13 protein-coding genes are annotated in these 15157 nt (G+C 73.0%); 11 read left to right on the forward strand and 2 right to left on the reverse strand.

Annotation, left to right across the window (positions count from 1 at the left end; translation table 11 throughout):
• Nucleotides 1–156: 156 nt before the first annotated feature.
• The 7 genes from ACIBG4_RS07435 (at nt 157) to ACIBG4_RS07465 (ending at nt 9479) form a co-directional block, all read left to right on the forward strand.
• On the forward strand, nt 157–1362 hold the full coding sequence (locus ACIBG4_RS07435) for a nitrate/nitrite transporter (protein ID WP_397201104.1): 1206 nt from the start codon (nt 157–159) through the stop codon (nt 1360–1362).
• A 49-nt stretch (nt 1363–1411) separates the two neighbouring features.
• Nucleotides 1412–5071, forward strand: a complete 3660-nt coding sequence (locus ACIBG4_RS07440; RefSeq protein ID WP_397201105.1) for a nitrate reductase subunit alpha — start codon at nt 1412–1414, stop codon at nt 5069–5071.
• Nucleotides 5071–6723, forward strand: a complete 1653-nt coding sequence (gene narH / locus ACIBG4_RS07445) for a nitrate reductase subunit beta (protein ID WP_397201106.1) — start codon at nt 5071–5073, stop codon at nt 6721–6723. Before ACIBG4_RS07440 ends, narH begins: the two co-directional genes overlap by 1 nt.
• A complete protein-coding gene (gene narJ, locus ACIBG4_RS07450) occupies nt 6720–7325 on the forward strand; it encodes a nitrate reductase molybdenum cofactor assembly chaperone (protein WP_397201107.1) in 606 nt (201 codons plus the stop codon). Before narH ends, narJ begins: the two co-directional genes overlap by 4 nt.
• Nucleotides 7326–7330: 5 nt before the next feature.
• On the forward strand, nt 7331–8044 hold the full coding sequence (narI, locus tag ACIBG4_RS07455) for a respiratory nitrate reductase subunit gamma (RefSeq protein ID WP_397201244.1): 714 nt from the start codon (nt 7331–7333) through the stop codon (nt 8042–8044).
• 104 nt (nt 8045–8148) lie between these two features.
• Entirely contained in the window at nt 8149–9003 is an 855-nt protein-coding gene (locus ACIBG4_RS07460; RefSeq protein WP_397201108.1) for a universal stress protein, read from the forward strand.
• Entirely contained in the window at nt 9000–9479 is a 480-nt protein-coding gene (locus tag ACIBG4_RS07465) for an HPP family protein (RefSeq protein WP_397201109.1), read from the forward strand. Before ACIBG4_RS07460 ends, ACIBG4_RS07465 begins: the two co-directional genes overlap by 4 nt.
• A 40-nt stretch (nt 9480–9519) precedes the next feature.
• On the opposite strand, the gene ACIBG4_RS07470 is transcribed toward ACIBG4_RS07465, so the two are convergent.
• Nucleotides 9520–10170, reverse strand: a complete 651-nt coding sequence (locus tag ACIBG4_RS07470; RefSeq protein ID WP_397201110.1) for a pyridoxamine 5'-phosphate oxidase family protein — start codon at nt 10168–10170, stop codon at nt 9520–9522.
• Between the two features lie 216 nt (nt 10171–10386).
• Between ACIBG4_RS07470 and ACIBG4_RS07475 the strand changes: the two genes are divergently transcribed.
• The 4 genes from ACIBG4_RS07475 (at nt 10387) to ACIBG4_RS07490 (ending at nt 14644) form a co-directional block, all read left to right on the forward strand.
• Nucleotides 10387–11043, forward strand: coding sequence for a CBS domain-containing protein (locus ACIBG4_RS07475; protein WP_397201111.1), 657 nt, complete (start codon nt 10387–10389; stop codon nt 11041–11043).
• 144 nt (nt 11044–11187) lie between these two features.
• Nucleotides 11188–11769, forward strand: a complete 582-nt coding sequence (locus tag ACIBG4_RS07480) for a dihydrofolate reductase family protein (protein ID WP_397201112.1) — start codon at nt 11188–11190, stop codon at nt 11767–11769.
• Between the two features lie 138 nt (nt 11770–11907).
• Complete coding sequence (locus ACIBG4_RS07485; RefSeq protein ID WP_310712665.1) at nt 11908–12894, forward strand: Acg family FMN-binding oxidoreductase; 987 nt, start codon at nt 11908–11910, stop codon at nt 12892–12894.
• 61 nt (nt 12895–12955) lie between these two features.
• A complete protein-coding gene (locus ACIBG4_RS07490) occupies nt 12956–14644 on the forward strand; it encodes a GAF domain-containing sensor histidine kinase (protein ID WP_397201113.1) in 1689 nt (562 codons plus the stop codon).
• Here ACIBG4_RS07490 and ACIBG4_RS07495 read toward each other — a convergent pair.
• On the reverse strand, nt 14592–15077 hold the full coding sequence (locus tag ACIBG4_RS07495; RefSeq protein WP_397201114.1) for a pyridoxamine 5'-phosphate oxidase family protein: 486 nt from the start codon (nt 15075–15077) through the stop codon (nt 14592–14594). The two genes, ACIBG4_RS07490 and ACIBG4_RS07495, sit on opposite strands and share 53 nt — an antisense overlap.
• Nucleotides 15078–15157 lie beyond the last annotated feature (80 nt).

The following is a 15157-nucleotide window of genomic DNA, read 5'->3' on the forward strand; positions in this document are numbered from 1 at the left end:
CCTCCGAGCCCGTGCCTCGAAGCGCACGCCTTGAAGCGGCGGCCGCCGAGCCGTTCGGGCACGAAAAGAGGGACCAAAGACCCTGACTGCGGCGGATGCGGCTGCAAGAAGCTGACATAACTCGCCAGGCCGCCCCAGATCCGAAGGAAGGCGCCGATGGCCGTTGTCCCACCTGTCGCGTCCCGCTCCTCGACCGCAGGACGCACGAAGGCACTGATCCTCGCCACGACGGCGTTCGCGGTCAACTTCTGGGCCTGGGCGCTGCTGAGTCCCCTCGGGCCCGTCTACAAGGAGCTGCTGGGGCTGAGCGCGACCGCGGTATCGCTCCTGGTCGCCGTCCCCGTCATCGTCGGCTCGCTCGGCCGCATGGTGCTCGGCGCGCTGACCGACCGGTACGGCGGGCGGCTGGTGTTCGGCGTCGTCTCCCTCCTCGGCGTGATCCCCGTGCTGTTCCTGGCCTTCGCCCAGAGCTATCCCGCGCTGCTGGCCGGCGGCCTGGTGCTCGGCATGACCGGGGCGACGTTCGCCATCGGGGTGCCGTTCGTCAACGCCTGGTACCCGCCCGAGCGGCGCGGCCTCGCGCTGGGCGTCTTCGGGATGGGCAACATCGGGACCGCGATCTCCGGGTTCGCCACGCCGTGGCTGGCCGCCGAGTTCGGCCGGGTCACGCCGTTCGTCACGGTCGCCGTCGCGCTCGTGCTGGTCGGAATCGCCTTCCTCGTCCTGGGCCGGGACGCGCCCTCCGCCGCGACGGGCGCCTCGGAGCCGTTCCTGGACAGGTTCGCCGCGGCAGTGCGGCTGCGCGTCACGAAGGAACTGGCCGCGATGTACGCGCTGACCTTCGGCGGGTTCGTCGCCTTCGGCGTCTACCTGCCGCTCTACCTGAAGGCCGTCTACGGTCTGACGGTCGCCGACGCGGCGGCGCGCGCGGCCGGGTTCGTGGTGCTGGCGACGCTGGCCCGCCCGCTGGGCGGCTGGCTGTCGGACCGGCTGGGCGGCGAGCGGGTGCTGTGCTGGGTGCTGGCGGCCGTGTTCGGCTGCGCGATCGTCGTCTCCTTCGCCCCGGGCATGCCGCTGGCCACGGCCGGGTTCCTGGCCCTGGCGGCGGCGCTCGGGCTCGGCAACGGCGCGGTGTTCGCGATCCTCGGCCGCGCCGTGCCCGCCTCGGCGGTGGGCAGCGCCACGGGCGTCGTCGGCGCCGCCGGCGGGCTGGGCGGTTTCCTGCCGCCCATCGTCATGGGGCTCATCTACCAGGCCACCGGCTCGTACGCGATCGGGCTGATGTTGCTGGCGGCCATGGCGTTCGGCGCGTTCGTCTACTGCTGGGCCGTCCTGCGCCCGGCCGCGCGCCCCCGGAAGTGACAGGCCCCGGCATGAGAGAACCGGACGTAGAGCGAGAAGGGCACCATCCATGGCAAGCACCGACGGGCCGCTCAGCGACGCACTCCTCAGGCTCGGCCGCCACCTGCGGCCCGGCGAGGTGTCCGGCGACCTCAGGACGCTGCACCAGATCGGCGGCAGGCGGGGCGACGCCTTCTATCGCGACCGCTGGAGCCACGACAAGGTCGTGCGCTCCACCCACGGCGTCAACTGCACCGGCTCGTGCTCCTGGAAGGTGTACGTCAAGGACGGCGTGATCACGTGGGAGGCCCAGCAGACCGACTACCCGAGCGTGGGCGGCGACCGGCCGGAGTACGAGCCCCGGGGCTGCCCGCGCGGGGCGGCGTTCTCCTGGTACACCTACTCCCCGACGCGGGTCCGCTTCCCCTACGCCAGGGGCGTCCTGGTGGAGATGTACCGCGAGGCGAAGGCCCGGCTGGGGGATCCGGTGGCCGCCTGGGCGGAGATCACCTCCGACCCGGACCGGCGGCGCCGCTACCAGGCGGCCCGCGGCAAGGGCGGGCTGGTGCGCGTCACCTGGGACGAGGCCACCGAGATCGTCGCGGCGGCGCACGTGCACACCGTCAAGACCTACGGGCCCGACCGGGTGGCCGGCTTCTCGCCGATCCCGGCCATGTCGATGGTCTCCCACGCGGTGGGCGCCCGGTTCGTCTCGCTGATCGGCGGCTCGATGCTGTCGTTCTACGACTGGTACGCCGACCTGCCCGTGGCCTCCCCCCAGGTGTTCGGCGACCAGACCGACGTGCCGGAGTCGGCCGACTGGTGGGACGCCTCCTACCTGATGCTGTGGGGCTCGAACGTGCCGGTCACCCGCACGCCCGACGCCCACTACATGGCCGAGGCGCGCTATCGGGGCCAGAAGGTCGTGGTGCTCGCGCCCGACTACAACGACGCCGCCAAGTTCGCCGACGAGTGGCTGGCCCCGCATCCCGGCACGGACGGCGCGCTGGCCATGGCCATGGGCCACGTGATCCTCACCGAGTTCTTCCGCGACCGCCCGGTGCCGGCCTTCGCCGCCTACGCGCGCGCCTACACGGACCTGCCGTTCCTCGTGACGCTGGAGCCGCGCGGCGACGTCTGCGTGCCGCGGCGGTTCCTGACGGCCGCCGACCTGGGCGAGCGGTCCGGCCCGGGCGAGCAGGGGGAGAACGCCGCGTTCAAGACCGTCGTGCTGGACGGGGCGACCGGACGGGCGATCGTGCCCAACGGGTCGCTGGGGTTCCGCTGGGGCCAGGAGGGCGAGGGCCGCTGGAACCTCGACCTCGGCGACGTGGAGCCCATGCTCACGTTGTACGGGGAGGAGGCGGTGACGGTGGCGCTGCCCCGCTTCGACGGCCACGGGGACGGCGTGCTGGAACGCGGCGTCCCGGTGCGCCGGGTCGGCGGCCACCTGGTCACCACGGTGTTCGACCTGATGATGGCCCAGTACGGCGTGGCCCGCGACGGGCTGCCCGGCCGCTGGCCGTCCGGCTACGACGACGCGGCCGAGCCGTACACGCCGGCGTGGCAGGAGCCGATCACCTCCGTCCCGGCCGCCGCGGCGGCCCGCATCGCGCGGGAGTTCGCCCGCAACGCCGAGGAGTCGGGCGGCCGATCCATGATCATCATGGGGGCCGGGACGAACCACTGGTTCCACTCCGACACGATCTACCGCTCGTTCCTGGCGCTGACCACGCTCACCGGCTGCCAGGGCGTCAACGGCGGCGGCTGGGCGCACTACGTCGGTCAGGAGAAGTGCCGTCCGATCACCGGCTGGGCGCAGCTCGCCTTCGGCCTGGACTGGTCGCGCCCGCCCCGGCAGATGATCGGGACCGCCTACTGGTACCTGCACACCGACCAGTGGCGCTACGACACCTACCCGGCCGACGTGGTGTCCTCGCCGCTGGCCGAGGGCGTGTTCGCCGGCCGGGCGACGGCCGACCTGCTGGCGCAGTCGGCGCGGCTGGGCTGGATGCCCTCGTATCCGACGTTCGACCGCAACCCGCTCGACCTGGCCGACGAGGCCGCCGCGGCGGGGGAGGAGGCCGGGCCGTACGTGGCGGGGCAGGTGGCCGCGGGCCGGCTCGGGTTCGCCTGCGAGGACCCCGACGCGCCCGCGAACTGGCCGCGCGTGCTGACCGTGTGGCGGGCCAACCTGCTCGGCTCCTCAGCCAAGGGCAACGAGTACTTCCTGCGCCACCTGCTGGGCACCGACGCGTCCGTGCGGGCCGCGGAGGCCGGGCCGGAGCACCGGCCCGAGGACCTCGCCTGGCCGGAGGAGGCACCCCGGGGCAAGCTCGACCTGCTGGTATCGCTGGACTTCCGGATGACCTCGACCACCCTGTTCTCCGACGTCGTGCTGCCCGCCGCCACCTGGTACGAGAAGCACGACCTGTCGTCCACCGACATGCACCCGTTCGTGCACGCCTTCACCCCGGCGATCGACCCGCCCTGGCAGACCCGCACCGACTTCGCCGCCTTCCACGCCATCGCCCGCGCCTTCAGCGACCTGGCCAGGACCCACCTGGGCACGCGCCGGGACGTGGTGGCCGTGCCGCTGCTGCACGACACGCCCGACGAGCTGGCCACCCCGCACGGGAAGGTGCGCGACTGGCGCGCCACCGGCGAGACGCCCGTGCCCGGCCGGGACTTCCCGAAGATCGTCGTGGTCGAGCGGGACTACGGGGCGGTGGCGGACCGGATGGCCGCCCTCGGCCCGCTGCTGGACCGGCTCGGCGCCTCCACCAAGGGGCTGACGTACGACGTGTCCGGCGAGATCGGGCGGCTCGCCCGGGTCAACGGCACCACCGGGGACGGCCGGCCGTCCCTGGCCACGGACGTCGCCATGTGCGAGGCCGTGCTCGCCCTGTCCGGCACCACCAACGGGCGGCTGGCCGCCCAGGGGTTCACCACGCTCGCCCGCCGGACCGGGACGTCCTTCGACGGCCTGGCCGACGAGCACCGGCAGATCACCTTCGCCGACACCCAGGCCCGCCCCGTCCCGGTGATCACCTCGCCGGAGTGGTCGGGCAGCGAGAGCGGCGGGCGGCGCTACTCCGCCTTCACGGTCAACGTCGAGCACCGCAAACCCTGGCACACCCTGACCGGACGCCAGCACTTCTACCTCGACCACGACTGGATCCACGAGGCGGGTGAGGCGCTGCCCGTCTACCGGCCGCCGCTGAACATGACCGCGATGTTCGGCGAGCCCGGCATCGGGGACGGGGCGGAGGGCGGCATCACGGTGCGCTACCTCACCCCGCACTCCAAGTGGTCCATCCACTCCGAGTACCAGGACAACCTGCTCATGCTGACCCTGTCGCGCGGCGGGCCGACCATCTGGATGAGCCCGGCCGACGCCGCCAAGGTGAAGGTCGCGGACAACGACTGGGTGGAGGCGGTCAACCGCAACGGGGTCGTCGTCGCCCGCGCGGTCGTCTCCCACCGCATGCCCGAGGGGACCGTGTACATGTACCACGCCCAGGAACGGGTGGTGGACGTGCCGAAGAGTGAGACGTCGGGGCGCCGGGGCGGCATCCACAACTCGCTGACCAGGCTGCTGGTCAAGCCGACCCACCTCATCGGCGGCTACGCCCAGCTCTCCTTCGCCTTCAACTATCTCGGGCCCACGGGCAACCAGCGCGACGAGGTCACCGTGATCCGCCGCCGCTCGCAGGAGGTGGACTACTGATGCGCGTCATGGCTCAGCTCGCGATGGTGATGAACCTTGACAAGTGCATCGGCTGCCACACCTGCTCGGTCACCTGCAAGCAGGCGTGGACGAACCGGACGGGCACCGAGTACGTCTGGTTCAACAACGTCGAGACCCGCCCCGGTCAGGGCTACCCCCGCACGTACGAGGACCAGGACAGGTGGCGGGGCGGTTGGGAGCTGAACCGGCGCGGCCGGCTGCGGCTGAGGGCCGGCGGACGGCTGCGCAAGCTGCTCACCATCTTCGCCAACCCGCTCATGCCGTCGATCCAGGACTACTACGAGCCCTGGACCTACGACTACGACCGGCTCTTCTCCGCCCCGGCCACCGACGACACGCCCGTGGCCCGGCCGAGATCCCTCATCAGCGGCCAGGAAACCAAGATCACGTGGAGTGCCAACTGGGACGACAACCTGGCCGGCGCGCCCGAGCTGGCCGCCGCCGACCCGGTGCTGCGCAAGGTGTCGGACCAGGTGAAGCTGGAGTTCGAGCGGGCCTTCATGTTCTATCTGCCGCGCATCTGCGAGCACTGCCTCAACCCGTCCTGCGTGGCCTCCTGCCCCTCCGGCGCGATGTACAAGCGCTCGGAGGACGGCATCGTCCTGGTGGACCAGGACCGCTGCCGCGGCTGGCGGATGTGCGTGACCGGCTGCCCGTACAAGAAGGTCTACTTCAACCACCGCACCGGCAAGGCCGAGAAGTGCACGTTCTGCTACCCCCGGGTGGAGGTCGGCATCCCGACCGTCTGCTCGGAGACCTGCGTGGGCCGTCTGCGCTACCTCGGCCTGCTGCTCTACGACGCCGACCGGGTCGCCGAGGCCGCCGCCGTGCCCGACGAGAAGGACCTGTACGAGGCGCAGAAGGGCGTCCTGCTCGATCCGCGCGACCCCGAGGTGGTCGCCGCCGCCCGCGCCGCGGGCATCCCGGAGGACTGGCTTGAGGCGGCCCGCCGCTCACCGATCCACAAGCTGATCTTCGAGTACGGCGTGGCGCTGCCGCTGCACCCGGAGTACCGGACGATGCCGATGGTCTGGTACATCCCGCCGTTGTCGCCCGTGGTGGACGTGCTGGCGGGGACCGGCCACGACGGCGAGGACGCCGGCAACCTGTTCGGCGCGATCGACGCCCTGCGCATCCCGGTCGGCTACCTCGCCGAGCTGTTCACCGCCGGCGACCCGGGGCCGGTGCGGGCCGCGCTGCGCCGCCTGGCCGCCATGCGCTCCTACATGCGCCGCCTCAATCTGGGCCAGGAGGCCGACGAGTCGATCGCCGCCGCCGCTGGCCTGACCGGCGCCCAGGTGGAGGGCATGCACCGGCTGCTCGCCCTCGCCCCGTACGCCGAGCGCTACGTCATCCCGCAGGCCCACGCCGAGCAGGGCAGGGCGCTGGAGGAGACGGCGACCGGCTGCAGCCTCGACTACGCGGGCGGTCCCGGCATGGGGGGACCGTTCGGTGAGGCGTCCGGCACGCCGGCCCCGGTGGCGGTGGAGAACTTCCACGCGCTCAAGGACCGGCAGGAGAGCGGCGGCCTCGTCGATCCGGCCGACCGGGCCGGCCGCGTCAACCTGCTCAACTGGGACGGCAAGGGCCTGCCCGACGGGCTGTTCCCCAAGCGCAAGGAGGACTCGTGAGTGAGCGCGCCATCCACATGACCGCGTCGGTGCTGCTCGGCTATCCGGACCAGGAGCTGGTCGAGGCGCTGCCCCTGCTCACCATGACCGTGGACCGGCTGCCCGCCGGAGAGGCCGCCTCGCGTCTGCGGGCCTTCCTCCTCCACCTGGCGGCGACCCCGCTGCCGCGGCTGGCCGAGCACTACGTGGCGACGTTCGACCTGAAGCGCCGCTGCTGCCCGTATCTGACGTACTACACCTACGGTGACACGCGGAAGCGCGGCATGGCGCTGCTGCGCTTCAAGCACGCCTTCCGCGAGGCGGGGTTCGAGCCCGCCGGCGCCGAGCTGCCCGACCACCTCGCCGTGGTGTGCGAGCTGTCCGCGCGGGGCGGCGTGCGCCAGGCCGGCCGGCTGCTGCGCGAGCACCGGGCCGGCGTGGAGACGCTGCACCGGGCGCTGCTGGAGGAGCGCTCGCCGTACGCCGACGTCGTGGCCGCCGTGCTGGCCACCCTGCCGCCCGCGACCGCGCGCGAGCGGGCCGCCGCCCTCCGGCTGGCGCAGGAGGGCCCGCCGGAGGAGCAGGTCGGCCTGGAGCCCTACGTGGCGGGAGAGCCGCGGTGAGCCCGCTGGACCTGCTGCTGTGGGCGGTCCTCCCGTACGTCGCGCTCACCGTGTTCGTGGCCGGCCACGTCTGGCGCTACCGCTACGACAAGTTCGGCTGGACCACGCGCTCATCCCAGATGTACGAGTCGCGGCTGCTGCGGGTCGGCAGCCCGCTGTTCCACTTCGGCATCCTGGTCGTCATCCTCGGCCACGTCGGCGGCCTGGTGATCCCCAAGTCGTGGACGGAGGCGATGGGCGTCAGCGAGGCGGCCTACCACGTGACGGCCGTCGCGCTGGGCACGGTCGCCGGCCTCTGCACCCTCGCGGGCCTGGCGATCCTCGTCTACCGCCGCCGCACCGTGGGGCCGGTCTTCTCCGCCACGACCAGGAACGACAAGCTCATGTACGCCGTCCTCACCCTGACCATCGTGCTCGGCCTGGCCGCGACGGTCATGGCGAACGCCGTCGGCGGCGGCTACGACTACCGCGCCACCGTCTCGCCGTGGTTCCGGTCGATCTTCGCGCTGGGCCCGCGGCCCGAGCTGATGGCGGGCGCGCCGCCGCTGTTCCGGCTGCACGCGCTGAGTGCCCTCGTCCTGTTCGCCATCTGGCCGTTCACCCGGCTGGTGCACATGCTCACCGCGCCGGTCGGCTACCTGACGCGGCCGTACATCGTCTACCGCTCCCGCGACGACGTCGCGGGGACGCGCCCGGCGCGCCGCGGCTGGGCCGGCTGACCGCATGGGACCAATGACCCTCGCATCGGTGACTTCTTCCCCGGGCGCTTTCCCCCGGCCGCGACCAGGCTGGAGGTGAGAGTCCCGACGGGAGGCGATGGGCTATGGCCGGACGGATCGTGGTCGGCGTGGACGGGTCCGCGCCGGCGACGGCGGCGTTGGAATGGGCCGCCGTCGACGCGCGGCGCCGCGGGCTCGCGCTTCGCGTCGTACACGTCTGCGAGCAGTGGGGGCCGCCCGCGGGCAGCACGGAGTACTGCTCCGCGATGCTGGAGACCGCCGCCGACCGGGCGCGGGCCCTCGTGCCGGACGCCGACGTGAGCAGCGGCATGCTGAGCGGCGGCGTGATCGACGCCCTCGTCGGCGAGTCGATCCTGGCGGAGAGCATGGTGCTGGGCAGCCGGGGCCTCGGCGGGTTCGCCGGGATGGTGCTCGGCTCGGTGAGCATGGCCGTCGCCGGCCACGCCGCCTGCCCGGTCGTGGTCGTGCGCGGCACCGCCGTCGTCCAGCACGGCCAGGTCGTGGTGGGCTACGACGGCTCGGAGCATTCGCAGGCCGCCATGGAGTACGCCGTCGAGCAGGCCCGCGCGCGCAACGCCCAGCTGCACGTGGTCTACGCCTGGCAGATGCCGGTCTACTCCCCGTACGCCACCGGGTACGGGGGCCTGATCCAGGACGCGTACCAGCAGGAGGTGCGCATGGCCGCCGAGCGGGTCGTGCCCTGGCGGGAGAAGAACCCCGACATACGGATCGTCGACGACCAGGTGTGCGAGCACCCGGTGTCGGCCCTGATGAAGGCGGCGCTCACCGCCGACCTCGTGGTGATCGGCTCGCGCGGGCTGGGCGGGTTCGTCTCCGCCGTGCTCGGGTCCGTCAGCCACGGCGTGCTGCACCACGTGGCATGCCCCGTCGCGGTGGTACGGCCGCGCAAGGAGCGGACCTGGAGGGAACGGACATGACCACCGACCGGGACATCGCGTCCCTCACGGCCGAGCAGGTGATGAGCCGCGTGCTCGTCACCATCACGCCGGACGAGTCGCCCCTGATGGCCTGGGAGTTGATGCGCCGGGCCGGCGTGCACCACCTGCCGATCGTGGACGGGCGGCACGTGCTCGGCGTCCTGTCGCGCGAGCAACTGGCCGCCTCCTGGTCCGGCGGGCCGTCCGAACAGTCCGTACGCCAGGTCGGCTCGATGCTGGGACGCGAGCCCCGGCCCCGGGTCGGCCCCGGCGACACGCTGCGGCGGATCGCCGGCCTCATGGTGGACGCGGGCTGCGACGCGGTGCCCGTGGTGTCCACGCGCGGCCTCGTCGGCCTCATCACGACCAGGGACGTGCTGAACGCCGTCGCCGGCCGCACCGACGTCTCGGACGCTCCCGGGGAGGTCATCACCGGGATGTTCCGCCTGGAGCCGGTCCTCCCACCCCGGCCGTGACCGCCGGGAAGAACCCGGGTGCCGGCGTGGCCGGGGAGGGTCAGAGGCCGTGGATGCGGCGGCCCGTGACCTGGTGGGGGACGATGCGGATGTAGAGCTCGCGCTCGCCGCCCGCCCACGGTGTGACCCCCGCCCCCGTGACCCCGGGCAGCTCCTCCTCCGTGACCAGGTGGGCGGGGCCCTGCACCAGCACGCTCCAGCCCTCGCGCCGCGCCTCGTCGATCTGGTCCACCTCGAACCCGATCTTGACCTCCACCCCCTTCACACCCGTGCGCATCGCCCGGTCCATCGGGCCGCCGTGGGCCGTGCGGAACAGGACGGCGCCCTCCAGCAGGCGATAGTTGACCGGCATCACGGCCGGCCCCTCCGGACCGCTGAAGGCCACCCGGCCGATGCCGCCCGGCGAGATCAGGCGCACGCACTCGTCGCGGCCGAGCTTCTCCAGCGTGGGTGACGCCTGGGCGGGGCCAGGGCCCGGCGGCCGGTCCGCGCCGCCGCCCAGCAGGTCACCGGAGGTGACGCCCAGGGCCCCGGCCAGCCGGGTCAGCGCGCCGGTGGCGATCGTGTCGGGATGCTGCTCGACGTACTCGACGTAGCCGGGCGCCATCCCGGCGCGCTCGGCGAGCTGCTCGCGCGTCAGCCCGCGCTGCTCGCGGTAGTAGATGATGCGGCGTCCGAGATCGCCGGTCATGGCCGTCCCCCCTGTCGGTCACCACGCGAGCCGGCGCCCGTCGCCGTCCGCGCGGCGGCCGTGCCGGGGACGGTACCCCGCCACCCGGCGCCTGAGACATCCGCCGCCCGCCGGGCCGGGGCGCCGGGGACCTTCGGTCCGGTGCGGCGGGACGTTCGCCGCTGCCCGGCGGCGGGGGAGGGGAGGAGCGTGGGAGGAGGAAGAGAGGTGGACACCATGGCAATGGAAGTCAAGGACGTCATGGGCCGCGTGGCCATCGCCGTCCTGGAGGACGCGTCGTTCAGCGAGATCATCGGCGCGATGAAGCGGTTCGCCGTCGGGGCGGTCACCGTGATCGACGCCGACCGGCGGCCCGTGGGCGTGGTGTCGGAGGACGACCTGCTGCTGAAGGAGAGCGACCCGCTGCGGCGCAGCGTCTCGATGTTCGAGTCGCGCAGGCAGCACCGCGACCACCACAAGGCGGCCGGGGTCACGGCGGCCCAGCTCATGAGCTCTCCGGCGATCACCGTCACCCCCGGCATGCCCCTGCGGGACGCGGCGCGGCTCATGCGCGACCGGCGCGTCAAGCAGCTCCCCGTGATCGACCCGGTCAGCGGGCGCGTCGTCGGCACCCTGCACCAGCGCGACGTGCTGCGCGTCTTCACCCGCCCGGCGGACGAGCTGCTGGCCGGCATCAGGGACCAGGTGCCGGACCTGGCGTCGTACGCGATCGAGATCGAGGACGGCGTGGTCACCGTCCGCGGCAGGTGTCGGCGCAGGTCGCAGGCCATCGCGCTGGCGGAGACCATCCGCGGCGTCGAGGGCGTGGTGGACGTCGTCTGCGAGGTGGAGCACGACCAGGAGGACGTCCTCATCGTGCCGCCGCTCCTCTGACCGGCCGCGGCGGCGTACGAGAAAAATCTTGGAAACAGGGTCGCGGGCATGCCAAGAACCCGCGGACGGCTCCGACCAAGCGGTGAAAGGCCGGCCGGTGACACACCCGGACGGCGACCAGACCGGCATCAAGGAGCCTGCGCCATGCGGAAGATCCTCTACTTCGTCCACACCTCGCTCGACGGTCACATCGACGGCCCCGACGGCGAGTTCGACTGGCCGGCCGTGGGGCCGGAGCTGTTCGGCTTCTCCGACGAGCTGACCGCCCGCGTCGACACCTTCCTGTACGGGCGCGGGGTGTGGGAGGTCATGTCCGGCTACTGGCCCGACGCCGAACAGCACTCCGACGACGAGCACGACCTGAAGTTCGCCCCGATCTGGCGGGCCATGCCGAAGGTCGTCTTCTCGACCACGCTGGACAAGGCCGGCTGGAACACCCGGATCGTCAGCGCGAACCTCGCCGAGGAGGTCACCGCGCTCAAGCGGCAGCCCGGCAAGGACCTGCTGCTCCTCGGAGGTTCGGGGCTGCCGGGCGAGCTGGCGCGGCTGGGCCTGATCGACGAGTACCACGTCGTGGTGCACCCGGTCGTGCTCGGCGGCGGCCGGCCGCTGCTGCCCCTGCGGAAGGAGCGGGCCGGCCTGCGCCTGACCGGGACGCGCACGCTCGACGGCCGCACGGTCCTGCTCCAGTACGTGCCCACCGGGTCCGAGCCGGAGGCCGGGTAGGCCGGGCGCCGCTCAGCGCCGGTCCGGCCGGCCCCGGGTCGGCGGGGGCGCACGGCCCCCGCCTCCGGGACCTTCGGCCCTGCCCCGCGGGTCCCGTCCCGTGATGCGCTGGTCTCATCACCAGCGGGAGGTATCGCCATGATCATCAGTACGGCAGAGCACAGGGAGCGCGCCATCCAGGGAGCGCTCGAAGCGGCCCGCTGGGCGCCGTCCGTGCACAACACCCAGCCCTGGAGCTTCGCCGTCTCCGGGAACGAGATCAGCCTGCGCGCCGACGTGGACCGCAAGCTGCGCCTGGGCGATCCTTCCGGCCGCGAGCTGCTCATCAGCTGCGGCGCCGCCCTGTTCACCATCCGTACGGCGCTGCGCTGCGAAGGCGTCGAGCCCGTCGTACGCGTCCTGCCGGACCCCGACCGCCCCTCGCTGATCGCCACGATCACCCTGGGCGAGCCGGCCGAGCCCGACGAGCGCGTGCGCGCGATGGGGCGGCAGATCGAGCGGCGGCGCACCCACCGGGCCGGGTTCACCGACCTGCCGGTGCCCGAGCGGCTGGTGGAGGGCCTGGTCCGCGAGGCGCGGGACGAGGGGGCCAAGCTCACCCCGGTCCGCGCTCCGGTCGCGGTGGCCATCCTCGCCGCCCTCACCCAGGCCGCGCAGGGCGCGCACGCGCAGGACCGCGTCCTCACCCTGGAGGTCATCCGCTGGGCCCGCCCGCCGGGCAGCTCCCGCAGGGACGGCGTGCCCGCCGAGGGCTACCCGCGCACGGCGCCGCCCACGGACCCCGACTTCCCGCAGCGCGACTACGCCTGGCGGCACGAGTGGGGCAGCCAGGCCGATCTCAGCCGCTCCAGCTCCGTCGGCCAGGTGGCGCTGCTCACCACGACGGGCGACACCCGCGAGCAGTGGATCGCGGCCGGGCAGGCCCTGCAGCGGGTGCTGCTGCACGCCTGCGCGCACGGCGTCAGCGCGGCCTTCCACACGCAGGCGCTGGAGGCGTACCACCTGCGCGAGTTCCTGAGGCACGAGCTGTGCTCCGACGAGTACCCGCAGATGATCATGCGGCTGGGCATCACGTTCGACGACAAGGAGAGCGTCCGCCGGTCGCTGCCCGAGATGCTGCAGTGAGGGCCGGACCGGCCCGCCCCCGGTAGTGGGCGTTCGCGCGCCGGGGTGCGAAACTGATCGTATGACGCGCGAGGAGCACCGGCCGCTGATGCCGAACATGCGCCTGGACGAGCTCCTCGCCGAGCTCCAGGTGCGGCTCGACGCGGTGCTGAGCACCCGCGACCGCGTCCACGCCCTGCTCGAGGCCGTCGTGTCCGTCGGCAGCGACCTCGACCTGGAGACCGTGCTGCGGCGCATCGTCGAGACCGCCACCAACCTGGTGGACGCCAGCTACGGCGCGCTCGGGGTCGTCGGCGAGGAGAGCACGCTGCTCCAGTTCATCCCCGTGGGGCTGACCGAGGAGGAGATCGCCCGGATCGAGCACTGGCCCCACGGCCTCGGCCTGCTGGGCCTGCTCATCAAGGACGCCAGGCCGCTGCGGCTCGGCCGCATCTCCGACCACCCCGAGTCCTACGGGTTCCCGCCGGGCCATCCGCCGATGGGCACGTTCCTCGGCGTGCCCGTACGGGTCCGCGACGAGGTGTTCGGCAACCTCTACCTGACCGAGAAGCGCGGCGGCGGCGACTTCGACGAGGAGGACGAGGCCATCGTCATCGCGCTGGCCACCGCCGCCGGCGTCGCCATCGAGAACGCCCGACTGTACGAGGAGTCGCGGCGGCGCGAGACGTGGCTGGAGGCGTCGTCCGAGGTCACCACGAGCCTCCTGTCGGGGGCGGACCCGCGCAGGGTGCTCGCCATGATGGCCGCGCGGGCCCGGCAGATGACCGACGCCGACCTGGTGCAGATCCTGCTGCCCAACGACGACGCCCGCACGCTGCGGCCCGAGTTCGTCGAGGGCGACCTGCCGGACGGCGCGGCGGAGCTGAGCTTCGAGCTGACCGCCACCGCCGCCGGAGAGGTGTTCACCAGCGGCCGCGCGGTCACCGCGGGCGACCTGCTCGACGACGAGTCGCCGCTGCGCGCGCTGGGCTTCGGCCCCGAGCTGCTCATGCCGTTGGGCGCGGGGCAGGCCGTGCGCGGCGTGCTCGCCCTGGCCAAGCGGTCCGGGCGGCTGCCGTTCAGCGCCTCGGAGCTGCGCATGCTGGAGGCGTTCGGCGGGCAGGCCGCGATCGCGCTGGAGCTGGCCGAGGCGCGCCGCGACGCCGAGCGCCTGGCGCTGCTGGAGGATCGCGACCGCATCGCCAAGGACCTGCACGACGTGGTCATCCAGCGGCTGTTCGCCATCGCCATGACGCTGATGAGCACCGTGCGCCTGGTGGACCGCCCCGAGGCGTCGGGGCGGCTCCAGCACGCCATCGACGAGCTGGACGAGACGATCCGGCAGATCCGCTCGACCATCTTCGCGCTGCAGAACGTTCCCGACGTGGCCGCCCCGAGCCTGCGCGCCCGCGTGGTCGATCTGGTGGAGTCGGCGCGCGGCCATCTCGGCTTCATGCCGGGCCTGCGGATGGAGGGTCAGCTCGACCATCGCGTGCCCGACGAGGTCGCCGACCACCTGCTGGCCGTGCTGCGCGAGGCGCTGTCCAACGTGGTGCGCCACGCCAAGGCGTCCCGGGCGGACGTGGCGGTGGAGGTGGCGGACGACCGGCTGACGCTCAGGGTCACCGACAACGGGGTGGGGATCGCGGACGGCGGGCGGCGCAGCGGCCTGCGCAACATGGAGGAACGCGCCGCCGGCCTGGGCGGCGTCTTCGAGGTCAGCTCTCCGGAGGGCGGCGGCGCCCGGCTCCGTTGGAGCGTCCCCGTATGACCTGCGGGCCGGTGACCTCGTCGTCACGGGTGATCTGACGGCCCGTCACCTGCTCCACCTCCACCACGATGTAGTGGTTGCGCTCACCCGGTGCCCAGGAGGTCAGCCGCAGCTCCGAGAGCCGCTCGATCTCGTCCGGGTCCTGCACGGCGTGGGCGTGCCCCACGGCGGTCACCGACCATCCCGTACGCCGGTCCACGTCGAAGTCGTCGGCCTCGAAGGCCACCACGGCGTGCCGCGTGGCGGCGGCCAGCTTCGAGCCCGGGCTGGTGCGGATCACCACCCTCTCCCCGTCGAGGCGGAATGTGACCGGCTGCACCGCGGGAAGGGCGCGGTCGGTGAACACGATCCGCCCGATCAGTGCGCGGGACAGCAGGCACAGGCACTCCTCGCGTGTGAGCACCCGCAGTCCGGACGTGTCGAAGGTCTGCATGACTCCAGAGTCAGTCGCTGGAGCCGCCTCTTTTAGGGTCGAAGGTCCCTTCCTCGGCGCCGATCGGCGCCGACCGACGC

Source organism: Nonomuraea sp. NPDC050383 (assembly GCF_044459125.1).
Taxonomy (GTDB): domain Bacteria; phylum Actinomycetota; class Actinomycetes; order Streptosporangiales; family Streptosporangiaceae; genus Nonomuraea.

Coding starts and splice junctions, on each gene's coding strand:
- ACIBG4_RS07435 (WP_397201104.1), top strand. CDS start 157: ATGGCCGTTGTCCCACCTGTCGCGTCCCGCTCCTCGACCGCAGGACGC.
- ACIBG4_RS07440 (WP_397201105.1), top strand. CDS start 1,412: ATGGCAAGCACCGACGGGCCGCTCAGCGACGCACTCCTCAGGCTCGGC.
- narH (WP_397201106.1), top strand. CDS start 5,071: ATGCGCGTCATGGCTCAGCTCGCGATGGTGATGAACCTTGACAAGTGC.
- ACIBG4_RS07460 (WP_397201108.1), top strand. CDS start 8,149: ATGGCCGGACGGATCGTGGTCGGCGTGGACGGGTCCGCGCCGGCGACG.
- ACIBG4_RS07465 (WP_397201109.1), top strand. CDS start 9,000: ATGACCACCGACCGGGACATCGCGTCCCTCACGGCCGAGCAGGTGATG.
- ACIBG4_RS07470 (WP_397201110.1), bottom strand. CDS start 10,170: ATGACCGGCGATCTCGGACGCCGCATCATCTACTACCGCGAGCAGCGC.
- ACIBG4_RS07475 (WP_397201111.1), top strand. CDS start 10,387: ATGGCAATGGAAGTCAAGGACGTCATGGGCCGCGTGGCCATCGCCGTC.
- ACIBG4_RS07480 (WP_397201112.1), top strand. CDS start 11,188: ATGCGGAAGATCCTCTACTTCGTCCACACCTCGCTCGACGGTCACATC.
- ACIBG4_RS07485 (WP_310712665.1), top strand. CDS start 11,908: ATGATCATCAGTACGGCAGAGCACAGGGAGCGCGCCATCCAGGGAGCG.
- ACIBG4_RS07490 (WP_397201113.1), top strand. CDS start 12,956: ATGACGCGCGAGGAGCACCGGCCGCTGATGCCGAACATGCGCCTGGAC.
- ACIBG4_RS07495 (WP_397201114.1), bottom strand. CDS start 15,077: ATGCAGACCTTCGACACGTCCGGACTGCGGGTGCTCACACGCGAGGAG.